At 45.1% G+C, this 23,754-nt stretch carries 24 protein-coding genes; 18 read left to right on the top strand and 6 right to left on the bottom strand.

The annotated features are described in order from the left end of the window. Nucleotides 1–448: 448 nt before the first annotated feature. The 3 genes from ICN34_RS10350 to ICN34_RS10340 are packed head-to-tail and all read left to right on the top strand — an operon-like array spanning nt 449 to nt 2,032. The gene (locus ICN34_RS10350) at nt 449–1,351 is read left to right on the top strand and encodes a YdaU family protein (protein WP_216122513.1); all 903 of its coding nucleotides are present in this window, start codon (nt 449–451) and stop codon (nt 1,349–1,351) included. Beyond that, complete coding sequence (locus ICN34_RS10345; RefSeq protein ID WP_071461902.1) at nt 1,341–1,583, top strand: hypothetical protein; 243 nt, start codon at nt 1,341–1,343, stop codon at nt 1,581–1,583. The genes ICN34_RS10350 and ICN34_RS10345 overlap by 11 nt, the downstream gene beginning before the upstream one ends. Beyond that, nucleotides 1,580–2,032 carry a hypothetical protein gene (locus tag ICN34_RS10340; protein ID WP_216122511.1) on the top strand — a complete coding sequence of 151 codons (453 nt, stop codon included), beginning with the start codon at nt 1,580–1,582 and terminating at the stop codon, nt 2,030–2,032. The genes ICN34_RS10345 and ICN34_RS10340 overlap by 4 nt, the downstream gene beginning before the upstream one ends. A gap of 513 nt (nt 2,033–2,545) precedes the next feature. On the opposite strand, the gene ICN34_RS10335 is transcribed toward ICN34_RS10340, so the two are convergent. Further along, a complete protein-coding gene (locus ICN34_RS10335) occupies nt 2,546–3,322 on the bottom strand; it encodes an HNH endonuclease signature motif containing protein (protein WP_216122509.1) in 777 nt (258 codons plus the stop codon). Between the two features lie 17 nt (nt 3,323–3,339). Between ICN34_RS10335 and ICN34_RS10330 the strand changes: the two genes are divergently transcribed. The 4 genes from ICN34_RS10330 to ICN34_RS10315 all read left to right on the top strand — a co-directional run bounded on the left by ICN34_RS10330 (nt 3,340) and on the right by ICN34_RS10315 (nt 9,977). Next, the gene (locus tag ICN34_RS10330; RefSeq protein ID WP_255538651.1) at nt 3,340–4,359 is read left to right on the top strand and encodes a terminase; all 1,020 of its coding nucleotides are present in this window, start codon (nt 3,340–3,342) and stop codon (nt 4,357–4,359) included. 154 nt (nt 4,360–4,513) lie between these two features. Further along, entirely contained in the window at nt 4,514–6,766 is a 2,253-nt protein-coding gene (locus ICN34_RS10325) for a restriction endonuclease (protein ID WP_216122507.1), read from the top strand. Nucleotides 6,767–6,832: 66 nt separating this feature from the next. Then, nucleotides 6,833–8,794, top strand: a complete 1,962-nt coding sequence (locus ICN34_RS10320; RefSeq protein ID WP_216122505.1) for a hypothetical protein — start codon at nt 6,833–6,835, stop codon at nt 8,792–8,794. After that, nucleotides 8,775–9,977: a hypothetical protein gene (locus ICN34_RS10315; protein WP_216122503.1), complete on the top strand. Its 1,203-nt coding sequence runs from the start codon at nt 8,775–8,777 to the stop codon at nt 9,975–9,977. Before ICN34_RS10320 ends, ICN34_RS10315 begins: the two co-directional genes overlap by 20 nt. A 119-nt stretch (nt 9,978–10,096) precedes the next feature. Here the strand turns inward: ICN34_RS10315 and ICN34_RS10310 are convergent, their stop codons facing one another. Both ICN34_RS10310 and ICN34_RS10305 read right to left on the bottom strand, forming a co-directional pair. Continuing rightward, a complete protein-coding gene (locus ICN34_RS10310) occupies nt 10,097–11,596 on the bottom strand; it encodes a Fic family protein (protein WP_011902964.1) in 1,500 nt (499 codons plus the stop codon). A 111-nt stretch (nt 11,597–11,707) separates the two neighbouring features. After that, entirely contained in the window at nt 11,708–12,313 is a 606-nt protein-coding gene (locus ICN34_RS10305) for a 3'-5' exonuclease (RefSeq protein ID WP_011902963.1), read from the bottom strand. Between the two features lie 449 nt (nt 12,314–12,762). On the opposite strand from ICN34_RS10305, the gene ICN34_RS10300 reads away from it, so the two are divergent. Beyond that, a complete protein-coding gene (locus ICN34_RS10300) occupies nt 12,763–13,809 on the top strand; it encodes a phage major capsid protein (protein WP_071540408.1) in 1,047 nt (348 codons plus the stop codon). A gap of 10 nt (nt 13,810–13,819) precedes the next feature. Then, nucleotides 13,820–14,215: a hypothetical protein gene (locus ICN34_RS10295; RefSeq protein ID WP_216122501.1), complete on the top strand. Its 396-nt coding sequence runs from the start codon at nt 13,820–13,822 to the stop codon at nt 14,213–14,215. Here ICN34_RS10295 and ICN34_RS10290 read toward each other — a convergent pair. Continuing rightward, nucleotides 14,202–14,402 (bottom strand): hypothetical protein, encoded by a 201-nt coding sequence (locus ICN34_RS10290; RefSeq protein WP_216122500.1) that lies wholly within the window; start codon nt 14,400–14,402, stop codon nt 14,202–14,204. The genes ICN34_RS10295 and ICN34_RS10290 overlap by 14 nt on opposite strands. Between ICN34_RS10290 and ICN34_RS10285 the strand changes: the two genes are divergently transcribed. From ICN34_RS10285 to ICN34_RS10270, 4 genes are all read left to right on the top strand, one after another. Then, nucleotides 14,401–14,937, top strand: coding sequence for a hypothetical protein (locus tag ICN34_RS10285; RefSeq protein WP_216122498.1), 537 nt, complete (start codon nt 14,401–14,403; stop codon nt 14,935–14,937). The genes ICN34_RS10290 and ICN34_RS10285 overlap by 2 nt on opposite strands. An 8-nt stretch (nt 14,938–14,945) precedes the next feature. Then, nucleotides 14,946–15,287 carry a M15 family metallopeptidase gene (locus ICN34_RS11620; RefSeq protein ID WP_216122497.1) on the top strand — a complete coding sequence of 114 codons (342 nt, stop codon included), beginning with the start codon at nt 14,946–14,948 and terminating at the stop codon, nt 15,285–15,287. 321 nt (nt 15,288–15,608) lie between these two features. Continuing rightward, nucleotides 15,609–17,261 carry an ATP-dependent endonuclease gene (locus ICN34_RS10275; protein WP_216122495.1) on the top strand — a complete coding sequence of 551 codons (1,653 nt, stop codon included), beginning with the start codon at nt 15,609–15,611 and terminating at the stop codon, nt 17,259–17,261. Nucleotides 17,262–17,325: 64 nt separating this feature from the next. Further along, nucleotides 17,326–17,598 carry a hypothetical protein gene (locus ICN34_RS10270; RefSeq protein WP_216122493.1) on the top strand — a complete coding sequence of 91 codons (273 nt, stop codon included), beginning with the start codon at nt 17,326–17,328 and terminating at the stop codon, nt 17,596–17,598. Nucleotides 17,599–17,702: 104 nt separating this feature from the next. On the opposite strand, the gene ICN34_RS10265 is transcribed toward ICN34_RS10270, so the two are convergent. Beyond that, on the bottom strand, nt 17,703–18,920 hold the full coding sequence (locus ICN34_RS10265; RefSeq protein WP_216122491.1) for a site-specific integrase: 1,218 nt from the start codon (nt 18,918–18,920) through the stop codon (nt 17,703–17,705). A 319-nt stretch (nt 18,921–19,239) separates the two neighbouring features. On the opposite strand from ICN34_RS10265, the gene ICN34_RS10260 reads away from it, so the two are divergent. Genes ICN34_RS10260 through ICN34_RS10250 form a run of 3 tightly spaced genes read left to right on the top strand, consistent with a single transcriptional unit; the run spans nt 19,240 to nt 20,309 of the window. Then, nucleotides 19,240–19,545: a YciI family protein gene (locus tag ICN34_RS10260; protein ID WP_216122489.1), complete on the top strand. Its 306-nt coding sequence runs from the start codon at nt 19,240–19,242 to the stop codon at nt 19,543–19,545. Nucleotides 19,546–19,605: 60 nt separating this feature from the next. Beyond that, on the top strand, nt 19,606–19,962 hold the full coding sequence (locus ICN34_RS10255; protein ID WP_216122487.1) for a DUF6516 family protein: 357 nt from the start codon (nt 19,606–19,608) through the stop codon (nt 19,960–19,962). Then, the gene (locus tag ICN34_RS10250) at nt 19,959–20,309 is read left to right on the top strand and encodes a winged helix DNA-binding protein (protein ID WP_072583575.1); all 351 of its coding nucleotides are present in this window, start codon (nt 19,959–19,961) and stop codon (nt 20,307–20,309) included. Before ICN34_RS10255 ends, ICN34_RS10250 begins: the two co-directional genes overlap by 4 nt. Before the next feature lies 1 nt (nt 20,310). Here the strand turns inward: ICN34_RS10250 and ICN34_RS10245 are convergent, their stop codons facing one another. Then, nucleotides 20,311–20,904 carry a DUF1080 domain-containing protein gene (locus ICN34_RS10245; RefSeq protein ID WP_216122485.1) on the bottom strand — a complete coding sequence of 198 codons (594 nt, stop codon included), beginning with the start codon at nt 20,902–20,904 and terminating at the stop codon, nt 20,311–20,313. 123 nt (nt 20,905–21,027) lie between these two features. Between ICN34_RS10245 and ICN34_RS10240 the strand changes: the two genes are divergently transcribed. Then, the gene (locus tag ICN34_RS10240; protein ID WP_255538649.1) at nt 21,028–23,403 is read left to right on the top strand and encodes a DUF748 domain-containing protein; all 2,376 of its coding nucleotides are present in this window, start codon (nt 21,028–21,030) and stop codon (nt 23,401–23,403) included. 10 nt (nt 23,404–23,413) lie between these two features. Continuing rightward, nucleotides 23,414–23,638 (top strand): hypothetical protein, encoded by a 225-nt coding sequence (locus ICN34_RS10235; RefSeq protein WP_143143917.1) that lies wholly within the window; start codon nt 23,414–23,416, stop codon nt 23,636–23,638. The last annotated feature ends 116 nt before the right edge of the window (nt 23,639–23,754 follow it).

Below are 23,754 nucleotides of genomic sequence, written 5' to 3'. Positions count from 1 at the left end.
TATAACCGAATTGCCACCATTAAATTCATCTCCTGTTGTGTGTTGTTGTAAGTGAATCTGCGTGCTACTGAGTTGCAATGTAGTCAATGAAATTTAGGTGGTCAATCAAAAGTCAATACCCACTTTATAAACACAAATTAATTTTTGACTACAAAAAAATATTTATTCATAGAAGTAACAAAAGCCAATTAAATAAAGCACTACAGCCCAGTCAGTAAATTCTGATAGAGCTAAGAGAGCAGTGGACACGCGTAGATCAATTAAGACTTCGACTCAAGAAATAAATTCCCACGACTTTTTCAAAACAGGATTACAGATATTTGTTAAATAAATAAATTAAAAATAAATTCAGAAAAAACGCGTTTGACGATACGCTTTCCGATTGTTAGATTCATCTCTTGCATTAATAATTTCTTGCAAGAAAAGAACAACACGGAGACAGTATTAAATGAATTATTACGAGCATCACATAGGAGATTACGCAGAAGCTACTGCACATCTAACCTTTATCGAAGACGCTACTTATAGCCGTTTAATTAGAAAGTATTACGCCACAGAAAAACCATTGCCGATCGATGTGAAGCTAGTGCAACGATTGATCAATGCACGATCAAAAGAAGAAAAAAATTCAGTTATTTCGGTCCTGAATGAATTTTTTACTCTCACAGACGATGGCTGGAGACAAGAGCGCTGTGATCATGAAATAGCCCGCTTTAAAGATAAGCAAATCAAGGCTAGACGTAGTGCTGAGGGTCGTTGGCAAGCGTTTCAGTCAGATGATTTGCGCCAAGAAAATGAACTTCACAATTCATGCGTTCGCATTGCGACCGCATTGCGAACGCAACGCTCACCAGACACCAAACACCAAACACCAGTCACCAATCTCCATACACCAGACAAACAAAACAATGGGGGTGAAATCGAAAAAGTTTTACAAGGCGATGGTGAAAGGAAAAAACAAATTCAAACTCTTTTTGAAAAGGAGGGTTTAAATATTGGAGAAGACGATGAGCGTATTGCCCAGTTGATTCAACAAGGCCTAACCGTTGAAGATGTTGAGGTGGCTATTGCCCAGGCAAAGGAAATGCGAAGGAGGGCATCAAGCTCTACCCCGATCAATGCTGGATTTGTTCTAGCCATTCTGAAAGGAATGCGCAGGAAAGCACATGCCCTAGATTCCTCTGAAGATACCTGGTGGAAATCGAATGAGGGAATCGACCTTAAAGGACGAGAGCTTGGAATGCGAGCTCAAGGCTCGGAGAGTTATGACTCTTTCAAAACCAGAATCTTTGCTGAACTGCGAAAAAGAAAAGAGATCCCAGCTACAACGGAGTTTTCCCATGCAAGCTAACCCATGTATAGCCGGAATCATTGATCGACCCGATATGGAAGATTTCCCAATTGGATCAATCGTTAAAACCCCAAGTGGCCGCGTAGGCACAGTTGTAAAGCATCGCGGGGCTCAAAGTCGTCATGATCTGTTCCAGAGAATCATCATCGAGTTTGATGAGCCCTTTGGTGATTCAGTGGCATTGCAACCTCATCTTTTGAAGATGATCAGAAGACCAGAAGCATCATCATGATTGAAAACAATCAAAAGAAATCAAAGCCAAAAGCAAAGCCGGCAAATAAAGGAGGAGCTAGGCCAGGAGCAGGGCGTAAAGAGGGAAGCCTCACCAAGAGGACTCGTGAAATTGCAGAGGTAGCCGCCGCGCAGGGCATTACACCTTTAGAGGTCATGATGAGAACCATGATGGCGCTTTACAAGGAGGCAGAAAACTGCACTAAGCATGATGATCATGCTCATGAAGGTGTAGGTCATGATCATGACATCATGATCACCGAGAGTCGAATCAAACTCCTGAACATGGCTGCTACTATCGCCAGGCATGCTGCGCCCTATGTTCATCCACGTCTCTCAGCAATTGAGCACACCGGTAAAGATGGCGCACCTCTACAGAGTGGAGTCTTGGTGGTGCCCAGCGCTATGAGCATAGATGAGTGGGAGCAAGTCGCCCAAGCAAAACACTAGTGAATTAAACAAAACCAATGAAAACTATTTGGGCGCCATTGCCCGGCAGCCAGACTTTGTTTCTGACATGTCCCGTGTATGAGGTATTGCTCGAAGGCACCAGAGGAGGGGGTAAGACCGATACCCTACTCATGAGCTATGCCCAACATGTAGGAAGAGGCTTTGGGGATCACTGGCGCGGAACACTCTTTCGTCTAACTTATCCGCAGCTAGCTGACGTAGTAGCTAAGAGCAAGCGTTGGTTCTATCAAATCTTCCCTGGAGCCAAGTTCAATGAATCAGATTACGTCTGGAAGTGGCCCACAGGGGAAATGCTGTACTTTCGTTATGGAGCTAACGAAGACGACTACTGGAATTACCACGGCCATGAGTATTGCGTTGCCCTTGAGACGCCAGTCTTAACGCCGAATGGATTCGTTCCAATGGATAGGCTTCGCATTGGAGATAAGGTTGTCACCTTAGATGGCGAGCGGCGCATTACTCGTACGTTTGAACCGCAGGTCAAAGAATGCGTTAGAGCTTACGTTTACGACGACCATCAGCGTTTAATCGGCTCACAAGTTCAATCGGTAGATCACCAGTTGCTGACCAACGTTCAAAAGCCTTATTCATGGTCGTCCGAGTTGTCCCGAAGTTTTTCGCAATTTGATCAGTGCTCAAGGTCATGGCAAGGATGCAAATCTCCTCTATATAGCTATCCAAAAAACCAGGGGGCTTGCGCTTACTTAAAAGCTCGGGAAAATTACGATATAGAGTTCCTACAGACACTCCCAGAATTTTGGCAGCGTCGGCCGTTTTTCGACCATTTAATGCTTGCTGCACATCCGTTGGATCAAGTCTTGTCTCATCCGCCGGAATCCACTCGATCGCATTATCACGGCAGATGGCGCGAGCAAGAACTGGGCTTATGCCAAGCGAATGAATCGGGGCTTTGGGATTTTGCGCAGCTTTTCGAACCCTTTCAATCACGGCTAGATCTCTGCGCTTCGAGTGCGCTTGCATATGCTCCCGAGAAGATCCAAGCAGCTCAAGATTTTCAATTCGGTTGTCATCCTTCTTTCCATTTAAGTGATGAACAACTTCATGCCCTTTTAAAAATCGACCCAGGTGGCGCTCCATTTCACGGCGGTGCTGAAGAACGCGTCCATGTAAGTCTGCTTGCGGATGTTTCGGACAGCGCTCATACAGGTAGCCGTTACGATGACGTAACGGCTTACCCTCATCCTTACAGTGGGAAAATTCAAAAAACGAATCGTCGACTAAAAGATGGTTGGGTGGTGTATGAATCATGTGGCTCCTCTTTAATAATGGATATAACAGTTGAAGAAAGTAATCACTACATTACAGAAACTGGCCTAATTAATAAAAATTGCTGGCTGGGATTTGAAGAACTCACTAACTGGCGCAACCTTTCATTTTACGAGGCGATGCTCAGTACTTGTCGATCTTCGCAACCCGGAATCCCTAGGATGGTGAGGGCTACTTGCAATCCATTTGGAGTAGGACATGCATCGGTAAAAGAAAGATTTCAGATTGGAAGTATTCCAGCAGGTCAAATCATCAGACCAGATGGCGCACTCCCAAGAGTCAGAATTCATTCAACGATTTACGAGAACACGCACCTACTCAGAAATGATCCCAACTACCTCGTGAGCTTGGAGTCGCTAAGTGATCCAAGCAGACGTAGAGCGTGGTTAGAAGGAGATTGGGATATCCACGTAGGTAGTTTCTTGGAAGGCGTATGGCAGCCCTCTAAACACGTTGTAGAACCCTTCGCAATTCCACCGACATGGAAGGTCTGGCGCTCTATGGATTGGGGTTATGCCAGACCTTATGCCGTCTATTGGTTTGCCTTATCCAATGATGGAGTCTATTATCTATGGAGAGAACTCTATGGATATGGAGATAAAGAAAATACCGGTACGAGAGAAGACGCAACGGTAGTAGCGGAGAAAATTAAGAAGATTGAGATCCACGACCAACGCCTTGGTTATGAATACCGCATGAACCTGGCTGACCCATCCATATTTTCTAAGATTGGAGCAGAGCGATCTATCGGACAAATCTTCAGGGACAAAGGCGTTAAATGGACCGAGGCCTACAACGCCCCCAGAAGCAGAGTAAACGGAGCCCAAGAAATCATCCGGCTTCTGGCTGAAGAAAGACTCAAAGTATTTAGCACTTGCAAGCATTGGCTTAGAACCATACCCCAATTGCCGCCAGATTCACTAAACCCCGAAGATGTGGATACCGATGCCGAAGACCATGCTTGGGATGCCACTAGGTATGGGTTAATGAGGCGGCGGTCATTGACTGAAGGGGGTTGATATATATTTATTGCGCGCGGTGACCGGGCTTATTTTTAGGAAGGCATTCTCTAATAGCAGACAAGGCCATGTGTAGCGCAGTTGTACTACTGTAATACACTTAAATACGAACGGGCCCCTATGGTAACCCGCACTTAATTTTGAGATGGTGCCTATGTCCGACTATGATTTTAGATCGCTTAACGATAAAGAATTTGAGATTTTTTGCTCTGATTTGATTGGGGACTCTCATGGCCAACGTTTTGAGAGATTTAAACCTGGTAAAGATGGCGGAGTAGATGGGAGATATTTTAGTTCAGATGGGGATGAGGTAATTCTGCAATGCAAGCATCAGCTTGGCACATCTTTAGCCCAGCTTATCAAAAAGCTTGGTAGCGATGAAAAGATCAAGCTTGATAAGCTAAAGCCAAAACGTTATCTGTTAGCAATCTCACACCCACTATCGAGACACAATAAAAAACAAATTTCAGATTTACTGGCGCCGTATATTCAGGCGGAAAGCGACATCTTGGGCATGGAGGATCTTAATGATCTTCTTCGCGCTAGACCTAAAATTGAGAAGCGACACTATAAGCTCTGGATGCATAGTACTGCAGTCCTAGAGCAAATTTATAACAATGCAATATTGGGAAGAAGTGCACATTCCCTTGAGGAAATTATTGCATCTAGCTCGCGTTATGTTGTGACTACAAACCACGAGGCAGCGTTGCAGATCTTAGATCGATTGGGGGTGGTGATTATTGCGGGTGAGCCCGGCGTAGGAAAAACTACCCTCGCGGACCATTTATGCCTTCACTATGTTGCCAAAGGGTTTGCCTACTTCAGGGTAGTCAACGATATTCGCGAGGCAGAGTCCGCCTTTGATTCTGAAAGCAAGCAAGTATTTTATTTTGACGATTTTTTAGGTAGAAATTATCTAGAAGCCTTGGGGGGTCATGAGGGGAATCAAATAACAATGTTTATGAGACGTGTTGCATCAAATAAAAATAAAAGATTTGTTTTGACTTCAAGAAGCACCATATTAAATCAAGGAAAATTCTTGATCGATAACTTTGATCACGGAAATACACAAAAAAATGAATATGAGTTACGCATAAAATCTCTTAAAGATATCGATAAAGCTCATATTTTATATAACCATATCTGGTATTCAAATTTAGATGATTCATATGTAGAAGAGCTATATCTTAATAAAAGATACAGAGATGTGATTGCGCACAAAAATTTTAATCCTCGTCTAATTAGCTATATTACCGATGCCACAAGGCTGGAATCAAATTCTGCTGCTAATTATTGGCAATTCATTTCTCAGTCCCTATCAAATCCATCCCAAGTTTGGGAAAACCCATTTAATGCGCAGCAAGATGATTATGGTCGTCTATTAATACTTCTAATGGTCTTAAACGGCGGGCCAATCGAGGAAAAAATTCTTTCTGAGGCCTATCATAGATTTTTGCTTTTACCCAGGTGTCGCAACTTTAAAGGTAGGCATGAGTTTCAATCCAGCATACGTTTGTTAACGGGGTCATTTTTTAATCGGACAGTTTTGTCGGATGGAAGGTCGCTTATTGACTTATTTAATCCATCTATTGGGGATTACATTCTTAAACGTTATTCTGGAGATGTTGACACCTTTCAACTTTGTTTTCAGAGCTTGCTGACATTGCGTTCCGTGATAACGATCCGTAGTCTATGGGCTGATAAATATTTATCTCAAGATGATGTACATAATATTTGCGAGAAGCTTATTAAAGATCTCGAAAAAGACCAATTTGGTAATGTGGATTCTGAATATATATCAGCGCTATGCGCTTTATATAAAGATTGCTTGCGCGAAGATAGCAAGATCATCGATGAGATAAGCTGCACCTTGTTATACATTCTAAACAATGGCGCAGAAATCACGGATCATTCATTTGAGGTGGTTGAGTGGGGTCTTAAGCGGGGCATCATAGAACCTATGGCAACGCTTAGTTTTATTGAGAGTTCAGCGAATTCGATTTATTCGTATACGCAAATGAAGACAGTCCAGTCACTCTTGGCAAGCATTCCAAACTCTGAACCTAATTATTCTAAAATTTTTGAACTTGTAAAAATAAGCAGCATAGAGCAAATTGCAGATAATTTTTCAGAGTTTATTGATTTAAATGAAGCCTTCTCTAATGCCCGGGATGGTGGTGATGAGGAGGCCGAGGACTCTTTGGCTCAAATTGTTGAGAGGGAGTTAAGTAATATAGGTCTTGAATTCACGGGTGAGGATGTCAATCAAATCATTGAAACAGTGGATATACCCTATGAGTTTGAGAAATATCTTATGAACGCATATGATGATTGCGATCATGAGTATGAGGGGCCGGTCAAAATTTCCATTGATGAAATTGATGATCTATTTGATAGAGGCCTATGATTGCCTTCAGTAATTCAAATTCAAAATAAATTCTTCTTAGTCTTAACCTAGCTATATAACTAATGGGTGCCCCAAGACTCCAAAGCCCTTCAACAAAAATGGACCGCCCGCATCACGCATGCGCGTGCTCACTGGTCAACCTTTCATAAACGCGTAAGACACAACCGCAATACCGTAGCTGGCTTTAATTGGAATGCTGATCCCGCTGGTAAAGACTTCTACAGCCTAAGAGCCAACCTCATTCATGGAACTATCTCTGCAGTTCTACCTAACGTCTATGCACGTAACCCAGAGATCTCAACAACCCCAACCCACTCGGGCTCGGATATCAAGCTCTTTTGTAAAACGCTAGAGAAAGTCACCAATAGAGCGCTAGAACATGCCCAATTAAAGAATCGAGCCAAGTCCACCGTAAGGGCAGCGCTGACCTGTAGCTTCGGAATTCTCAAAGTGATGTATCAAAGAGATCCCAGCAAGGATTCCTATATCCAAGGTCGCATCAATGATGCCCAAGAAAACCTCCTCGCGATTCATGATCTAGAGAAGGACATTCATGACGATGATCAAAGCCATCATCATGATGCCAAGAGAGCCGAGCTGGAAGAGCTTATTAAGTCACTTCAAGAGCAATCAGAAGTGCGGTCTGCTGAAGGCTTAGTAATCGACAGGGTCCTTACTGAAAACCTTCTCATCGACCCCTCAATCTGTGAGTTCTGGGACTACACCGATGCGGACTGGATCTGCCAAATCATTCCTATGAAACGCGGCCAAGCAGAAGCGCTCTACAAGAAGAATTTAGCTAATGCCAAGATCTACCAACCAGGTCAAGGTGAACCATCTCATAAGAAAGCCAAACGCTTAGCCTCGATGCAAATGAATGCTGGTTCAGGACCGGTGACTGATGATCAGCAAATAGCAGTGCTAGAGATCTGGGATAGAGCTACCCAGCGTGTTTACACCATGGTAGAGGGCGCGACTGAATGGCTACGCGAACCTTACTCACCACCAAGAGCAGGAGAGCGCTGGTACCCATTCTTCTTATTGCCTTACCAAGTAGTCGATGGTCAATTCGTAGGTCCAAGTCTGGTTGATCTGACTGAGCGCTTGCAAGACGAGCACAACGAAGCAAGGGATCGATTCAATCAACATCGCGACCTCTGCATACCGGGATGGGTAGCATCTGCCGATATCAATGAAAAGACCATTAAGAAACACTCAGATTCAAGATTTGGCGAGATCACGATTGTGGATACCGAAGGCAAGCCTCTGAATCAAGTGATTATTCCTAGAGGCCACCCCAAAATCGATCCCATCGTCTACGACACCAGCGCAGTACGTTATGACTGGGAGCAAGTCACTGGCCTGCAAGATGCTGCGCGCTCTACAGTAGTCAGACCTAAGACAGCAACCGAAGCCAACATCTTACAAAGAGCCTTATCTGGGCGCGTATTTGAATTTAAAGACCAGATAGAAGATTGGCTACAAGAGATCGCGCAATACAGCGCTCAGGTACTTTTGCAAGAACTCAGCAAAGAGCAAGTAGAGCGCTATATGGGCCCACCAAGCACCAAGACCGCCATGGTCAACGGCGAACTAGTCATGACTATGGAGAAAACCTATGACTGGCCAGAACTCACCAAAGACCGAATCTTTGACATGGTTGATCTACGTATCAGGGCAGGCACTACCGGCGCACCAGATGGCATAGAGGACAAAGAAAGCTGGCTCAAGGTCTTACCCATGATTACGAATCTATCAATTCAGATGCAAAACCTACAAGCCAGAGGAATGGATTACGAGCATATCCGTAATCTCCTACACGAGACCCTCTTGCGATATGACGATCGTATCGATTCAAATCTATTTATACCGAATGTAGAAAAGCAAATGGAGGGATGGTCACGCGATGACGATCCAAACTTAGGAATGAATTGGTTTTCTGAGCGAAGGCAAAAGACAAACGCTGAAATGCATTACAGCAGCAACTTATTAAAAGAGGAGGCAGGCAATGACGCAAGTAGCAAATGAAGTGGAAGGCTTTAAATCGGAGGTACTAAGCAAGGGTGGCTCAATTCAAAGGGAGCAGAATAGGGAGGCCAAGAAAGAGCGCGAGCGGCTTGAAAAAGAAGCTTATGAGAAGCACGCGGCCGAAAGTGCTGCAAGGCGCAATAAGGCAAGGGAAGAGCGTGCGCTTGAATTGATTGCGCAAGCAAAAGCCAGGCAAGAAGCCGCTCAATTAGATAAGGAGCGTAGCGCTCAGGCACAACAAACCCAAAAGGCTGAGCGTAAGAGCCAGAGTCGGAGCCAAGCAGCCAACTTACTAGATGATTTAACTAAGGCCCCTAATGTATCTCTTGCCAAGTTATCTGAGGATCTTGATGAGGGCGAAGCATTGGAAGAGGAGTCTGAAGCTCTGGAGCCCGAGTCTATATTTACGCCTATGAAGGGCGAGGTGCATGTACCAGCCTTTATGCCTACTTCAGGGCTTAAGGCAGCACCGCAAGCCCATGACCTTGGTGAAATATTGCCTGCACCAGTCGCCATTACCGTCGATACACTTCCGAAAACTGAGATTCAAATCGAAACTGGTGAAGATCTAATTAAGCGGGTATTGAACCCCGGGCCTACGGGTTTGAGTCCTGGTGTCGATGGCAGCGTTAACCAAGAAGCCTCTAGCAACATCAAATCGAAGAGGGGTTGTGAGCGTGTGCAGAGAATCATCAATGAAAAGCGTGATCTAGAAAAGCAGGTTGAAGATCTTCAATGCACGGTTACAAGCTTGCAAGACGTGATTCGTAAATATGAAATAGAAAGCAAGTTTGTGGGTAATGTGATGGCTCACGTGGATTCACAGAAAAAGCCTTCCGAATTAGTCTTAGAAGCAAAGCTGCAGATGCTCAAGTTTTTGAATACTCGTTCAGATGAAATTGATCACACCGATAAGGCGATCTGCTTTAGCAAATACATGTCAGACCCTTTCTACATGCAAGTCTTTGTGCAGAGCAATCAGCCAGAGCAGTGGCAGACCATGATTGAGTCCATCTATGAGGCGATTGGAAGGCCGGAGCCTAGTTTTGGAGGCATTAAGCCTATGGCAACCCATAGCCCTCAGCCTATACGGGCGCGAACCTCAACCCTAGGCACGCCATTGGCCAGCGCAGGCAATCCCATGGATCGAATTGCTCAGCATCTAGGGAATATGGGGATATAGATAGCTGTGAATTACATGCCACTTAAAACTAGTGGCATGTAGACATAAATGTCTTTAGACACCCAAATCGCCTCATTTTGTCTACAAAACAGCCGATATAGTCATTTTTCGTCAACAACTTAGCTTATATCGTGAGGATCAAGCAATTGATGCTGTGAGGGGTTGTCTGTAAATGCGTTACAAGCCTTCATTTTTTCCCAAAGATTTGGGAAGTTCGAATAATCAAATCCAGCGGTCCAACGCCATGCGCGAGTCATGGATCGAATGAAGGGGCTGGGATCATTGTTTTGAGACAGCGCTTTTAATGGCAGCAAATAATCCTCACGATAAGCCGTGGGAATAATAATGCGAGAGGCGGAGTGTTGAGTTAAGAATGCATTCATGGTTAGACGCGCCGTTCGGCCATTGCCATCCATGAACGGGTGCACTTCAGTAACTACAAACATCGCCATCAATGCGCGCGCAAATGGATCTTCTAGTAAAGCGATGCGCTTGAATCCTTCCCGCAAAGTGCCTTTAACAAGCTCTGGATGAACAAAAATAGTATTTCCTGCTTGGTTACTTTGCTCTTTCCATTCGCCTGGATTTTTATCTGGGCGACTAGAGAGTATTTGGAGGTTGCATTGCAAAAGCCACGCTAAGAAATCATCTTCATCTTTTGGGGGCTTAGAGCGAAAGGGCTGCTCCATGATTGCTTTAAAGGTGCCCAATACATCATGCGAATCTTCATTTCGTTTTGGAATCATCTTCCCATCGAAAATAATCTCGGAGGCCTCTTCGACAGTGAATGTAGTTCCTTCAATGTAGTTCGAAAAGTAGGATTCAAAGAATGCGAAATTAAAGGCGCTTTTACCCGTTTTTGCCTGATCTTCAATGATGGGAAAAGGTTTTCTTAATGCAGAAAACAAAGTTTCGAAGATCTCAATGCGATCAGGATCATAAGGTTTACCAGCTGCGCGCGCTAATGCATCAGCAGCCCGTAAAGAGCGGGCTTTACCAGTTTGCATTAAGGCCGAAACAATCGTGTTGAGCGTTTTAAATTGAACCTCTAGACCCAATTGAGGGGCAATTGCTTTAGCGTCATCACGTAGTGCATTGAGCTTGTGTTCACCACGAATGGTGCATAGCTTACTCAAATAAGACTCAACCCAAGGGCGACCCATAGTGCGAAGATCTGAGCCTTTGCGGCTATAGAGGTTCTCCAGTAACCGCCTAGCCTCTGAGGATATAAAGAGTTTTCCATACTGGGTATCGTTTAGCGAATCTTTGTGCGATTGAACTGCAGCAGGGCCTGGCAAGATATTGAGAGTCAACCCTGGAAATGCTATTTGACGTGCTCTATTGCCAGACACCAAAAATATATTCCCACTATCATCCGGTTTGCAAAGATGAGCAGAGCGGTAAGCTACTACGGAGCCTGGATAAAGATATTCGGTAATTTGCCGCCAATTTGGCCGAATGATTTGCTCGAGTGGGCTATTGAGGTCGCTGGTGTAAATGCCGCGATAAATTTGACGCAAACGACCAGACCTAGCCAAGCGGGAAATTCTCTGGGCGTTGGTTTTGTCTTCTCTCGAACTAAAAAGCAAGAGGGGCAGCTGGTCAACAGAAGTGTTCATAGGGCCTCAATTTATCCATTAATGTCAACAACTATGCATATATTATAGTTTAATGTCAACAAAAGTGCGTATAGAATCAAAATAACCCTATTTTTAGGTATATAGATACGGCTATTTCAAAGCCTTGGCATCGTTTACCAGTTGATATATCCGATTGTGCCTGTGAAGGATTTCAAAGAAAAGCCTCAAGGTATTGAGTGCATCAACATCCGCTCTGTGTGGACTGCCTTCAAATTGAAGCTTAAAAGAACCCAGGCCTGAGGATAGACCGCCACTGGGTTTTTTGCCCATGGCAAGCATGTGCAGGCTATACCAAGTTTTGACATCGATCCATCGACGACCAAAATAGGGAAAGCTGATACCTCGATCTTTAAATTCAGTTTTCAGTTCAAGTGAATCGCCACCGCCCCAGGTAATGGGATTAACAAAGCAATTACGCGTAGTAATAATTTCACCAATTTCTTTAGCTGCTTGTTCATGTGGAACTGAATAGTCAGAAATATCCTGATTGCAAATGCCCGTTAATTGGGTGATGAACTCAAAAATAGGCTCTTTAGGATCTAAGAACCATTTATACGAAGATAGGGATTGATTGACATAGTCATGGTAGTTTCCGACTGCTAACCCTATTTGAATGATCTTTGGATTTACTGTGGAATTATCTTGCGAATTGTTAAGCTCTAAATCAAGCGCGAAATAACACTGCTCTTTGTCCATGGGACTCCTTCACTATTCATTTAGATGAATGAGCAATGTAGAGATCAAGCTGCAAAGAGTCAAACAAAATAAATCACCACATTCCTATTAATGAATTTACGATAGAGTAATTCAGTCAAGGGCACCCCAAAGGGGTGGCTTGCGCACCCTTGACGGCCACTGCCAAAGAAACGCTCTTTTATGCCCAAGGTGGCGCAAAGACACATTGGGTATAAAGACTCATAGCGATGTGAATAAATCGGCCAATAAAAACCCCAGAAATATCCAAACCCCACACCAAGCACCCCAATAATCAATTCATGTGGTGAGAGCTAATCACTCAATCTACTGCTTCATACCATCGCGTAAAAGCTAGAGTCGCGACTAGTAGCGTAGCAATGGATGGGTTCACGCTCCATCACCAGGTATGAAGCCACCAATTTCTTAAATAATTATTGATGGGGTGGCATATGCCAATTTCAAATACAGACTTGCAAGAGCTAGCCAAGGTTTCCTTAGATGAGTACTTGCGTAATCTACCGGTCGATCAAATCGCTGTAGAGAGACCTTTCCTTAAAAAACTGATGGAGGGTCGTAAGAGCCTATTGGGCGCAAAGCAAAACGTAGTCGAGAACATCCGCAAAGAGCATGGCAGTAACTTTAGCTGGGCCTTTGGGGAGGAGACGGTCAAGTTCAATAAACGCAATACGACTGAGCAGGCCTCCTTCCCATGGAGAAGGGCGGTAGATGGTCTTTATATCGACTATGACCGACTCTTTAGTAACGGCATCAAGGTGCGTGAGGGCGGGGCGCGTGGTTTCCAGTTGGAATACAACGAGCGCGTACAACTCATCAACCTCTTGGATGAGCAGTTAGAGGTTTTAAGAGAAGGCTTTCTGAATAAGTTAGACCTAGAACTTCACCGCGACGGCTCCCACGGCGCCGATGCGGTAGTTGGCTTAGATAGTCTAGTCAGCCTAGCGCCCGATGCTGGAACGGTAGGAGGTATCGATCGAGCTAAAGCAAGTTACTGGCGTAACTACGCTATCAAAGACATTGCCTCAACATCGCCTGGTAACTTAGTGGGTGAGATGGAAACCGCATGGCGTCAATGTATTAAGCATGGCGGTAGTCCTGATTTCATCATCGCGGGTGGTAAGTTCATTGATACCTATCGTAAGCAAGTGACGGTGACCCATATTGCGGGATCTGGTGAGACTAAGTACATTGATGCCGGGGTAGGTGCTGGTGTTAACACTGGCTTAGCCTTCAAGGGGGTAGAGATCATCTGGGATCCGCAGTTTGATGAGCTTGATGCCATGGCGAATCGCACTGTGGAGTGGAGCAAGCGTTGCTATTTCCTCAATACCCGCTTTATGAAGCTACGTGATGATGACTTAGACATCGTTGCCCCAATCCGTCCGCACGACACCTTGGCGATGTACGCCATGGTGAACCTGCGATGCGCTTTATCCATCTCACGAGCAAATGCCCATGCGGTATTGGCTATTCAATAAGGAGGAAGAAATGAATAACACCATGAACCATAAAGAACTTATTCATAGTGACTTCCAAATCAAAGAGGTGGAAGCAGTAGTGCGCAGGGATGCTTTTACAACTATCCATGTGCACGTACCGCCCTATGAAACTAATATCCTTCGTAACCTCTTTGGGCGCGAGAACGTCACGGTGTTCGAGCGCCCTTCAAAGACCACCATTACTCCAGAGCAAGAGTATGACCGTCTATGCGCCAAGTACGGCCATGAGGTCGTAGCCAAAGTCTTTGGTGAAGATGATGGTGATCGCCTAATGGAGATCGTAGAAGGTCTAATGAAAGAAGGTCAGCTTTCAGCACAAGAGAAGGCATTAGAGGGAATTCTTGAGCAAGAGCCACCAGAGACCAAGGGAGCTAAGAAACGCTAGCAGAAGGGAAGGCCACCGCTAGCAGCAGGTGTTTGGGTGCGGCTGCGGGTGTTGAAGTAACTACGGTGTGTGGGCGCGCGTAACTGCGCCCCACTGCCAACACCAAAGAAAAGCCTAGGCGGTAGTGGGGCGGTGGACTTCCATACTCATTCATACCTTCGAGCATCAAGAAAAGAGCTAATGACATGCTTCCAATCATCACCTCTCTAGTGCAAACCTTGGCCGTTAATGGCCTTGGTCTACTGGCGGGCGCGGTCCAAGCCAAAGGCAAAGAATTCATTGAGAGCAAGATTGGCGCGCGCATTCCAGACAACCCCAGTCAGGAGGATCTCATCAAGCTCAAGCAACTAGAGATTGAGCAAGAGCAACTCTTATTGCAATACACCCTGAAGCAAAAAGAACTCGAGATAGAAGAATCTAAGCTTCTTGCTGAAATGCATCGAGCCTCACAAGACAATGCCACTAATCGCTGGCAATCCGATATGGGTAGTGATTCAAAGCTATCCAAGAACATTCGCCCTGGAACACTGGTTTACATCCTCACGGCCTACCTCTTATTTGCATTGCTCTCAGCCATGGGCATCGACATTAATGAAGCCTATGTAAAGCTTCTGGGCGAATGGGGCCAGCTAGTCATGCTGGCTTACTTCGGCGGTAGATCGGTAGAGAAGATCTTTGAGATGCGCATGCACGGCTCAAATAAAAAAGAAGAAGCCAAGTGAATGCAAAGGTGAGCAGTCTAGTAACTGAGCAAGCATCTTTCTTAAGTGACGTCAGCCGTCTCATTCAGTTTGCTACTGCAGAAGGCTGGGTGATTACTGGCGGAGAGTTATGGCGCTCACCAGAGCAACAAGAGATCTACTTTAAGAGCGGTAGATCAAAGACCATGAATAGTAACCATTTAAGACGATGCGCAATTGACCTCAACTTCTTTTGGAAAGGAAAGCTGGTTTGGGACAAAGAGCTCATCCGAACTATTGGGGAATACTGGGAAAGTCTAAACCCCAAGAATAGGTGGGGCGGCAATTTCAAGGGATTTGTTGATGTGCCTCATTTTGAGAGGGTGTGTTGAGGTAAACCCTAGAGGTCCGCTATCGGCCGCTTTGATGCGTTGGATAGTTTCCGCTTAATATCACTTACTAGACCAAATCTTCCATAGGCCTGATAGGTAGCCACTTGCTGCCAACGACCGCTTCCCCGCCTCTAGAGATCGGAATTCCGACTCGAATCATTGGTTGGATTCTTGGAGGTTACAACTTTAGTTGTATGGGGCGGTACAGCCGCTCCGTGGGATTTTTCAGGACCTGTTGGTCAGATTAAGTCGTATCATTTATTTACCTTCATACCAATATGTGCTGAATCCTTGGCTAAGTCACTTCCAGATTAAGAAAACATGCTCGATTCCATAACACTGAAATTCACAGAAACGCCCGACTTGGTTCTTCCCACCACGGGGATAACTATTTTTGTAGGTCCGAATAACTCAGGGAAAAGCCTTGTGCTTAAAGAGATCGAACACGCCTTCATCACACACCCTTTTCCTAATGGCCTGCATATTCTTAAAGACTATGAGATAAAGTGGCCTTCAAAACAGGAGGTAAGTGACTCATTAGTGGGTTTTTCTTCGTTCCAACGTGAAGGCCTAGCCCTTGATGACATTATTGTTGGACGCATTAATCCAAGTGGAGGTCTAGAGACAGCGACGCTAAATAAAACTTCAATCTTTTCAATTGCCGAACAGAAAACCAATAAGTATTGGTGGGCAACCCAATTTCTCCGCTGGGGCGTTTTGAGGCTGGATGGAAGGTCGCGCTTTAATCTAACTAACGATCAGGCGGGTGGTGACCTGTTGGCAACACCGCAAAATGTACTCGCTCACTTATTTCAAGATGATGGAGCGAGGAAAAAAGTGCGCACTCTCATCAAGGATGCTTTTGGGCTCAATTTTGTTATTGATCCGACGAATCTAGGGCAATTACGCATTCGACTATCCAATCAAGAACCCCTCGCGGATGAACAATCGCTAAATCAGAGCACAAGAAATTATCACAAAGAGGCCATCCATATAAAAGATGCTAGCGATGGCGTCCAGGCCTTTACAGGTATTGTCACTGCGGTAATGTCAGGCGAGTTTCATACTATTCTCATAGACGAACCTGAAGCATTTCTACATCCGCCGTTAGCACGAAAATTGGGAAAACATCTCGGCTCCTTGGCAGCCGAGCGAGGTGGATGCCTACTTGCCTCAACTCACAGCCCGGACTTCCTTATGGGCTGTGTACAGGCAACCAAAGATGTTCGCGTTGTAAGGCTTGAATACAGCGAAGGAAAATCACGAGGAAAAATGGTCGATCCGGCTCATTTGGAGGCAATGTTTAAGAGCCCCCTCATGAGAAGTGCCAATGCGGTTGGAGGACTTTTCTATGATGGTGTCGTAGTTACCGAATCAGATAATGATAGGGCGTTCTATTCAGAGATATATCATCGCATTTCCGCGACCATGGATGACGCACCTTCACTATTGTTTATCAACGCCCAAAATAAGCAGACTATTAAAGACATAATTGGACCACTCCGGAAATTTGGGGTGCCTGCAGCAGCGATTCCAGACATAGATATAGTCAAAGACGGTGGCAAGACCTGGAATAACTGGCTCCAAGCTGCACATATGCCATCCGCTCTCCATGAGGGATACCAGGCACAGAGGGCATCTATAAAAAACTGCTTTGAGGCGACTGGCAAGGACATGAAGTCTCAAGGGGGAGTAGGCATTCTCCTCCCTTCTGACAAATCGGCTGCTGAACTTTTGTTTGATACGCTTCAGCAGTATGGAGTTTTTGTGGTTAGACGCGGTGAGCTTGAGAGTTGGCTGCCCAAGCTTGGAATACCTGGGAAAAAAACCGACTGGACGATCGCCATGCTTGAGCGCTTAGGTAGTGACCCCACCAGCCCAAGCTACGTCGTACCAGAAAATGATGATGTATGGGAATTTGTGTCAGGGGTCATGTCATGGATTAAAGACTCTGCACGAAAGGGAACGGATTGATTGGAATTAATCTCATAATTAGCCGTAGCGATAAGGGTGCTGGACAATACTAAAAGGAATCGCAATGATCAAAGCTGTAGTGAAATTTTTTGGGGCAGAGCAAGATCAATTCGGTATGCCGGTTCCTTATCATAGCTATCTCGTAGTCTCGTCGCCGTGGGAAATGCTTGGCAGTGGGATTGCTTCTGTTGTTCCCCTTTCTGAAAATGCGCCATTGTCAAAACCACACTTTCCAGTGCTGCAAGGGGGTGAACGTGCTGCACTTGATGTTGCCCTACAAGCGCTTTCGCATGAGCCAAAGAACATTGGCCTTAAACTGCTTTTCCACGAAGGTTAATGGCATACCGCAGGCTGAATCTAGTCAGAGGTCCAATGTCTGCTTTGGCGGGGCAATGGAGGTTTCTTAAAGATTATTAACTAACGCTTGTGGGTCGTTAAAGGCTAATTATTAATAAACTCTTCCCATTCGCCCATTAATCTGCAGCGCTTATCCAATTGATCCTGCCGCCTATAAGCAGCCTCAGCTTTATTTTTAATGGTATGCGCTAAAGCTAGCTCAACTGTTTCATTTGAATAGTCGGTAGTCTCGGCTGCCCAATCCCTAAATGTTGATCTAAAGCCGTGGGGAACATATCCAGAATACTTTGGCATCTTTCTCATCATAGAAAGTAGCGCCATATTGGAAAGATGAGACTCTTCTTTATGCAGTGATCCTGGAAATAAATAGCTACTCACGCTGATGGTTTTTAGATGTTCAAGAATTTCCATCGCTCTAGCATTTAGCGGAACACGATGTTCTTTTCCAGCCTTCATTCGCACCGCAGGAATTACCCACACCTTAGTTTCTAAATTGAACTCAGTCCACTTGCTCTCAATAACTTCGCTTGTGCGAGTGGCCGTCAGAATTAATAGCTCTAATGCCAAGGCAGAATAACCATTGTGTTTACGAAGATCTTTTACAAATTCCCCGATGCGCTGAAACGGTAGGGCTGGGTGATGGCTCTTCTTCTGAATCTTTTTAGCCTTGGGTAGTAAATGTCCTAGCGCACCTTTTAGGCGTGCCGGGTTATCCCCTTTGATGTATTCATGAGCCTTACACCAGTCAAAGATAACTTCAATACGTTGCCTGACCCTGGTGGCAGTTTCTGTGCGGACATTCCAGAAGGTGCCTTCAATCTCACCATTCTTCCTCTTAATATCCTGCTCTAGCAATTTGGCAATATGGCTGGTATTGATTTGATCCACGCGTAATTTGCCAATCTCTGGATAAGCAAAGGTGGCAATCGTATTTCTCCATTGGTCAGCGTGCTTGGAGCTCTTCCATTCCGCTTTCCTGGCCTCGATACAGAGTTCAGCAGCTTCTTTAAAGGTAATGCCACTATTAATAGCAGCTATTTTCTTGCTCTGAGTCTTGTGGCGATCCTCTGTTGGATCAATGCCGTCTAAGACCATTTGACGCAATTCAAGGGTTTTGCGACGCGCATCGGCTAATGACCGAGCCTCCAAGGAGCCCAAGCCCATTTCACGTCTTTTAAATAGGGTGGGGCTGGTATAGCGAAAGATCCAGCTGCGCTTAAAGCTATTTACCCCTTTTGATACTTGAATATATAGACCCTTGGATTCTGGGTCAGCATGGTACCCAGGGCTTATGATTGACACAAGACCTCGTGCCGTAAAGCTAATTTTTTTACCTTCTTCCAAGCTTCAACACCCCATTCTCTACCCACCACTGTACCCACCACGAATGCATAGATTTTAGTGGGTTAGAGAGGGCTAGTCGGGAGTGTGGTTAACCAAAAAACCTATATAGATAAAGGCCTTCAGGGTTTTGGTGGAGCTCTTCGGAGGGCTCATTTATGGACGCCTCTTCCGCCATGTATCAAGAAAACCACCTTCGGGTGGTTTTTTCTTTGGAACTTACCGTAATATCTTGCTAATTAAGATTTAAAAATAAAACCAATTAAAAGATGGAGAAAATATGATCTTTGCAATTTTGTTGATGGATAAGCCTGGTACTGCTGACTTGCGTGTACAAATCCGTCCAGAACACCGCGCATACTTGGCGCAACTTTCTGACCGCATGGCTTTTGCTGGACCGATGACTTCTGATGACGGTAAGACTACAGTTGGTAGCTTGCTCGCAATCGACTTTCCTAGCAGGGCAGATGTGGAAGCTTGGTTAAAGGATGAGCCCTATACCAAGGCAGGGGTTTATGAAAAGCCAATCATCCATGTATTTAATAATATGTGGGAGCAAAAAGCAGGCTTTCCGCCAGCAAAATAAACCCATAATTTAAGCGGGGCTGTTACTTTTGGTATATCATCTGGTGATATACCATGAGTGATGGGAAATCGTGGAGTTATCACTCTTTTAGATCTGCACCAAGAGGTCATTGATCAAGGTGATGGTTACTGGGTAAAGATTGAGGCTTGGGAGGTAGCTGTTGGCGAGGCAATACCGCACGGGGTGCGCTATTCATTAACCTTGCACAACCCCAAGGACTTGCGAATTTTGGGTTATGACAATGCTCATGCGGTAAGGCTTAGATCAGGCTATTCAGGTAGAAAGTTGGCATTCGATCACAGGCATCGTAGTTCAAGTGACCCAGGCGTTGTCTATGAGTTTAGGGATGCGCACCAACTCCTAAGTGATTTTTTTGTCGATGTTGATAAAGTCTTAAAGGTAGATAAAGATATATGAAAGTCATCAAAATAGGGATTGCATCACAAAAAGATATTCGGGCTCGCGTCTTGGCCATTGCTAAGGGCGATTTAAAACCAAAGGCATCTGATCCGAAGATATGGTTTACCTCGATGCGTTCACTGGCGCAGGTATTGAGCGACGAAAACAGGGCTCTTTTACATGTCATTAGAGCAACTAAGCCTGTATCGATTTCTGAGCTAGCCGAGCTTACCGGAAGAAAGCAAGGGAACTTATCCCGCACGCTAAAAACAATGTCTCATTACGGCTTGGTCAAAATGCTCCAAGAGGCCAAGGCCCTGAGGCCCGTGGCATGTGGCGATCGCTACGAAATCAGTATTCAATAATTTAAAGCGGCTTTATCTGTAGCTTTCTAAATTTAATGACGCCACCAGCAGATTGCAGGGCAATAGGGCCTTCAGAATATTTGCTATCCTGACCATTAGCCACTGTCACAACGCCATTCATCATGACCTTAAAATTGGGACCATTTGCAATAATCTCCATGGTGTTCCAGCGTCCACCGGCCTTAGGTACCGGGTCAACTTTAGCAACATCCACAATAGCGCCGGTTCCGTACGCTTGTTCGGGGCGGGTATCCCAAATATTGATTTCATAACAAGTGGATTGACTCACCTTGTTAGGGTCTTGGCAGCGAATGAAAATGCCGCTATTCGTATTGGACTCAGCATAAAACTCAGCCTTGATGACAAAGTTTTTGTAAGTCTTAGTGCTGACTAAAAAACCATTGGGCTTATTGCCTTCGACAATACCATTACCAATGACCCAGTTGGCGCTCCCAATAATGCTCCACCCACTCAAACTTACGCCATCAATCAGATCGGTAAAGCCATCAGAGTTTTGGGCAATAGCAACACCACCGATCGATAGAGCGGCAAGGCACACAACAGATAAGGCCAGTTTTTTGAGGAATGTTTTCATGGGTCTCCTGAGGGGGGTATATTTATTATTCTGCGTTCATTTTCATTGTTACTGATATTGACCTATAAAGACAAGTAGATGCTTTCCCTCACAAACCCCCGAATAAAGCGATGGTCTCTGCGTTTGGCGGGACTTTTTATTCTGATAGCCGCCTTATTCTGGTTGGGAAGCCATTTGTTGCTGCCTGGCTTGATTAAAAAGTCCCTAACTGAATATGGCAACAAGATTGGTTATGAGATCTCCTATCAAGACCTCAGTCTTTCTCCGTTGCGGCTGAGGGTGGAGCTTGATGGTCTTCACTTGGCAAAAGAAGGTGGCTCTAAATTGCTGGAATTTAAAAAGCTAGCAATTACCCTCAAGTGGACAAAGCTGGCTATAGGGGAGCTGGGCTTTGATGAGATTTTGCTGGAAGAGCCTAAAGTGTTGGTCGAGAAGAGTCCGCCTAAGGGCATGCACGCAGGGTCCTGGAATTGGCAGGAATTGATTGCTGCCGTTGAAAAGGCGATGCCTCCTACAGACCCCAAAGAGCTCAAGAAGCCTCTCAAAATATCGATCGATGAATTTATCGTCAGTTCAGCTTCTTTAAGTTTGGTGGATGATTCGAGCAAATTAAAAGAATCACTCAACCCGTTTACGATGAAGTTGCTTAATGTAGCCAATTACGATAAGGATGGTTTAGTGACTGGGGTCCGTGGTCAATACGACTTTAATCTTGGTGCCTTGCAGTTATTAATACCTGGAATCAATAAAACTATTGCGTATCGCCATGTTGCTATTACAGGTGGATTGGATAATCCTCAGCCAGGTAACTTAGGCGCGCAGCTCAACTTGAAGTTGGACGATGGTGAGATACGCTCACACTGGGATTTCAATACCAGCTCGAAGTCAGTTAATGGCAAGTTAGAAATTCACAATCTTGCAACCGCGCCAATCGTCGCTCTATTGCCAGCTAATAAAGAGCTCATCGGTACCAGTGGCCTGATGAATGCCGATCTAATCGTGAAGATAGGCGGTGAGACTGATTTGGTTACGGGCGATATTCATATTGCAGACTTAGCAATACTAGAGAAAGGGCAAAAAAATCCACTGATTGTTTGGAAGATGGCGGATATTCGTCAGTTTGAATATCAATCCGTTAAGTCAAAACAGGGTTCCAACAATAGCCTCTCAATAGATGAGTTGGCCATTGATGCGCCAACCCTGCAATTTGAAATTAATGAAGAAGGGTTCTCAAACTTTAGAAGGCTATTTGCTAAGTCAGCAGTAGAAACAAAGTCTGAGCCTGTGGCTGCCTCTAAGAATGCAGATCCTTCTGCATTCAGTTTGGATATTCGATCCACTCTTCTGAAGAATGGGGAAGTGTACTTTTCGGATATGGCGATGCATCCTAACTTCAAGGTGGATGTGAAGAAGTTCAATGCCACTCTTTTGGGGGTCAGCAATACTCCTGGTCGATTTGCCACTGTGGCGATGGATGGCGTTGTTGCTGGCTCGGGAAGTATGCGAGTAAAAGGTCAAGCATCATTTGATGATCCACGACGTAATCATGACATCTTGATGAGTTTTAGAAACCTTCCGCTGACTGCCTTCAATCCTGCAGTCATGACATTCGCAGGCTATCAAATTACCAGTGGACGACTAAACCTCAATCTCAATTACAAAGCCAATGATGGCGAACTCAATGGAAGTAATCAGATCATTATTAAGAAGGTGGTGCTGGGTGATGAGGTGCCGGACTTTACTGGCAAAAAATTACCGCTAGGCTTAGCAATTGCTTTGTTAGAAGACTCTGATGACACGATTGACGTTACGGTTCGGATTGCAGGCAATGTTGACTCTCCAGAATTTAGTGCCAGTGGCTTGGTTTGGCAGGCCATAAGTAATGTTCTAACAAACGTAGCAACAGCACCATTTAGAGCTCTTGCATCTATTTTGGGTATGGGTGGCGAAGAGGGTGTTAATGCAGTGCCTGGAGAGACGATCTTTCTGGTTGCTGATCAAGATCGCCTAGAAAAATTTGGCGAGTATTTGGTGAGGCGCCCGAACTCGAACTTAGAGATCATCGGTACTTATGATCCTGTGCAGGACAAGAAGGAGCTTGCAAGAGCTAAGGCAGATGGTGCCATTTTGCTAGATGCTGGTTTTAAGTTGACCCCTGGAGAGCCGGTACCCACCCCCTCATTTACAGACCCGAAAGTGCAGTCAGGCCTGACAGCTGCATATGCCCAATACATAGGGCGCATCAAGCTTGGACAACGTCTTTTGACACTTCCAGATGGCGAGAAGCGCAATGAGCAACTGCATGAGGAATTAATCGCTGGAATAGGTATCACTGATGCCGAGCTTCAAGAATTGGCGAAAAATAGGGCGATGATGGCCTATGGCTTCATGGTTAAGGCTGATCCCAGTCTTAAGGACCGTATTCAGCTAGGTGATGTGAAGACTGTAGAGGCTGGAAAAGAGGGCATACCTCTCGATGTTGAGATCAGAATCAAGTAGACTTGAGGCCATGAATTCAACAAAATTGCCCATTCTCCCTGTAATTACATTCTTAGTCGCTTTAGGCCTTGTAGGCTGTGGCTCTATTGAATCGGCTGCCCAAGACGATTGCACATCAATTGGTTGGCAAATTGGCAGCAAGGGTTACCAGGATTGCTACAAAGCCAGACTGTATGAGCGCAAGTTGGACTACTCACTTCCTCCTGGCGACCAGCCTTCACCATCCCTCCTATAGTAGGGTAAACCCTTAGTTAAAGTCCTTGAGCGCCGTCAAGGACATAGGACCTTAAATAACCCAAAATTAAGCGTTATTTTGCGTATTGATGACCGGCTAAGTATTTGGCTTAGCAG

The sequence above is a fragment of the Polynucleobacter sp. Tro8-14-1 genome (assembly GCF_018881655.1).
In the GTDB taxonomy this organism is placed as follows: domain Bacteria; phylum Pseudomonadota; class Gammaproteobacteria; order Burkholderiales; family Burkholderiaceae; genus Polynucleobacter.
This window is presented reverse-complemented; position numbering and strand designations above follow the sequence as displayed.

What these genes read in the sequence shown, in the direction of transcription:
- ICN34_RS10350 (WP_216122513.1), top strand. Translation starts at nt 449, where the DNA reads ATGAATTATTACGAGCATCACATAGGAGATTACGCAGAAGCTACTGCA.
- ICN34_RS10345 (WP_071461902.1), top strand. Translation starts at nt 1,341, where the DNA reads ATGCAAGCTAACCCATGTATAGCCGGAATCATTGATCGACCCGATATG.
- ICN34_RS10340 (WP_216122511.1), top strand. Translation starts at nt 1,580, where the DNA reads ATGATTGAAAACAATCAAAAGAAATCAAAGCCAAAAGCAAAGCCGGCA.
- ICN34_RS10335 (WP_216122509.1), bottom strand. Translation starts at nt 3,322, where the DNA reads ATGATTCATACACCACCCAACCATCTTTTAGTCGACGATTCGTTTTTT.
- ICN34_RS10330 (WP_255538651.1), top strand. Translation starts at nt 3,340, where the DNA reads ATGGATATAACAGTTGAAGAAAGTAATCACTACATTACAGAAACTGGC.
- ICN34_RS10325 (WP_216122507.1), top strand. Translation starts at nt 4,514, where the DNA reads ATGTCCGACTATGATTTTAGATCGCTTAACGATAAAGAATTTGAGATT.
- ICN34_RS10315 (WP_216122503.1), top strand. Translation starts at nt 8,775, where the DNA reads ATGACGCAAGTAGCAAATGAAGTGGAAGGCTTTAAATCGGAGGTACTA.
- ICN34_RS10310 (WP_011902964.1), bottom strand. Translation starts at nt 11,596, where the DNA reads ATGAACACTTCTGTTGACCAGCTGCCCCTCTTGCTTTTTAGTTCGAGA.
- ICN34_RS10305 (WP_011902963.1), bottom strand. Translation starts at nt 12,313, where the DNA reads ATGGACAAAGAGCAGTGTTATTTCGCGCTTGATTTAGAGCTTAACAAT.
- ICN34_RS10300 (WP_071540408.1), top strand. Translation starts at nt 12,763, where the DNA reads ATGCCAATTTCAAATACAGACTTGCAAGAGCTAGCCAAGGTTTCCTTA.
- ICN34_RS10295 (WP_216122501.1), top strand. Translation starts at nt 13,820, where the DNA reads ATGAATAACACCATGAACCATAAAGAACTTATTCATAGTGACTTCCAA.
- ICN34_RS10285 (WP_216122498.1), top strand. Translation starts at nt 14,401, where the DNA reads ATGCTTCCAATCATCACCTCTCTAGTGCAAACCTTGGCCGTTAATGGC.
- ICN34_RS10290 (WP_216122500.1), bottom strand. Translation starts at nt 14,402, where the DNA reads ATGTCATTAGCTCTTTTCTTGATGCTCGAAGGTATGAATGAGTATGGA.
- ICN34_RS10275 (WP_216122495.1), top strand. Translation starts at nt 15,609, where the DNA reads ATGCTCGATTCCATAACACTGAAATTCACAGAAACGCCCGACTTGGTT.
- ICN34_RS10270 (WP_216122493.1), top strand. Translation starts at nt 17,326, where the DNA reads ATGATCAAAGCTGTAGTGAAATTTTTTGGGGCAGAGCAAGATCAATTC.
- ICN34_RS10260 (WP_216122489.1), top strand. Translation starts at nt 19,240, where the DNA reads ATGATCTTTGCAATTTTGTTGATGGATAAGCCTGGTACTGCTGACTTG.
- ICN34_RS10255 (WP_216122487.1), top strand. Translation starts at nt 19,606, where the DNA reads ATGGGAAATCGTGGAGTTATCACTCTTTTAGATCTGCACCAAGAGGTC.
- ICN34_RS10250 (WP_072583575.1), top strand. Translation starts at nt 19,959, where the DNA reads ATGAAAGTCATCAAAATAGGGATTGCATCACAAAAAGATATTCGGGCT.
- ICN34_RS10245 (WP_216122485.1), bottom strand. Translation starts at nt 20,904, where the DNA reads ATGAAAACATTCCTCAAAAAACTGGCCTTATCTGTTGTGTGCCTTGCC.
- ICN34_RS10235 (WP_143143917.1), top strand. Translation starts at nt 23,414, where the DNA reads ATGAATTCAACAAAATTGCCCATTCTCCCTGTAATTACATTCTTAGTC.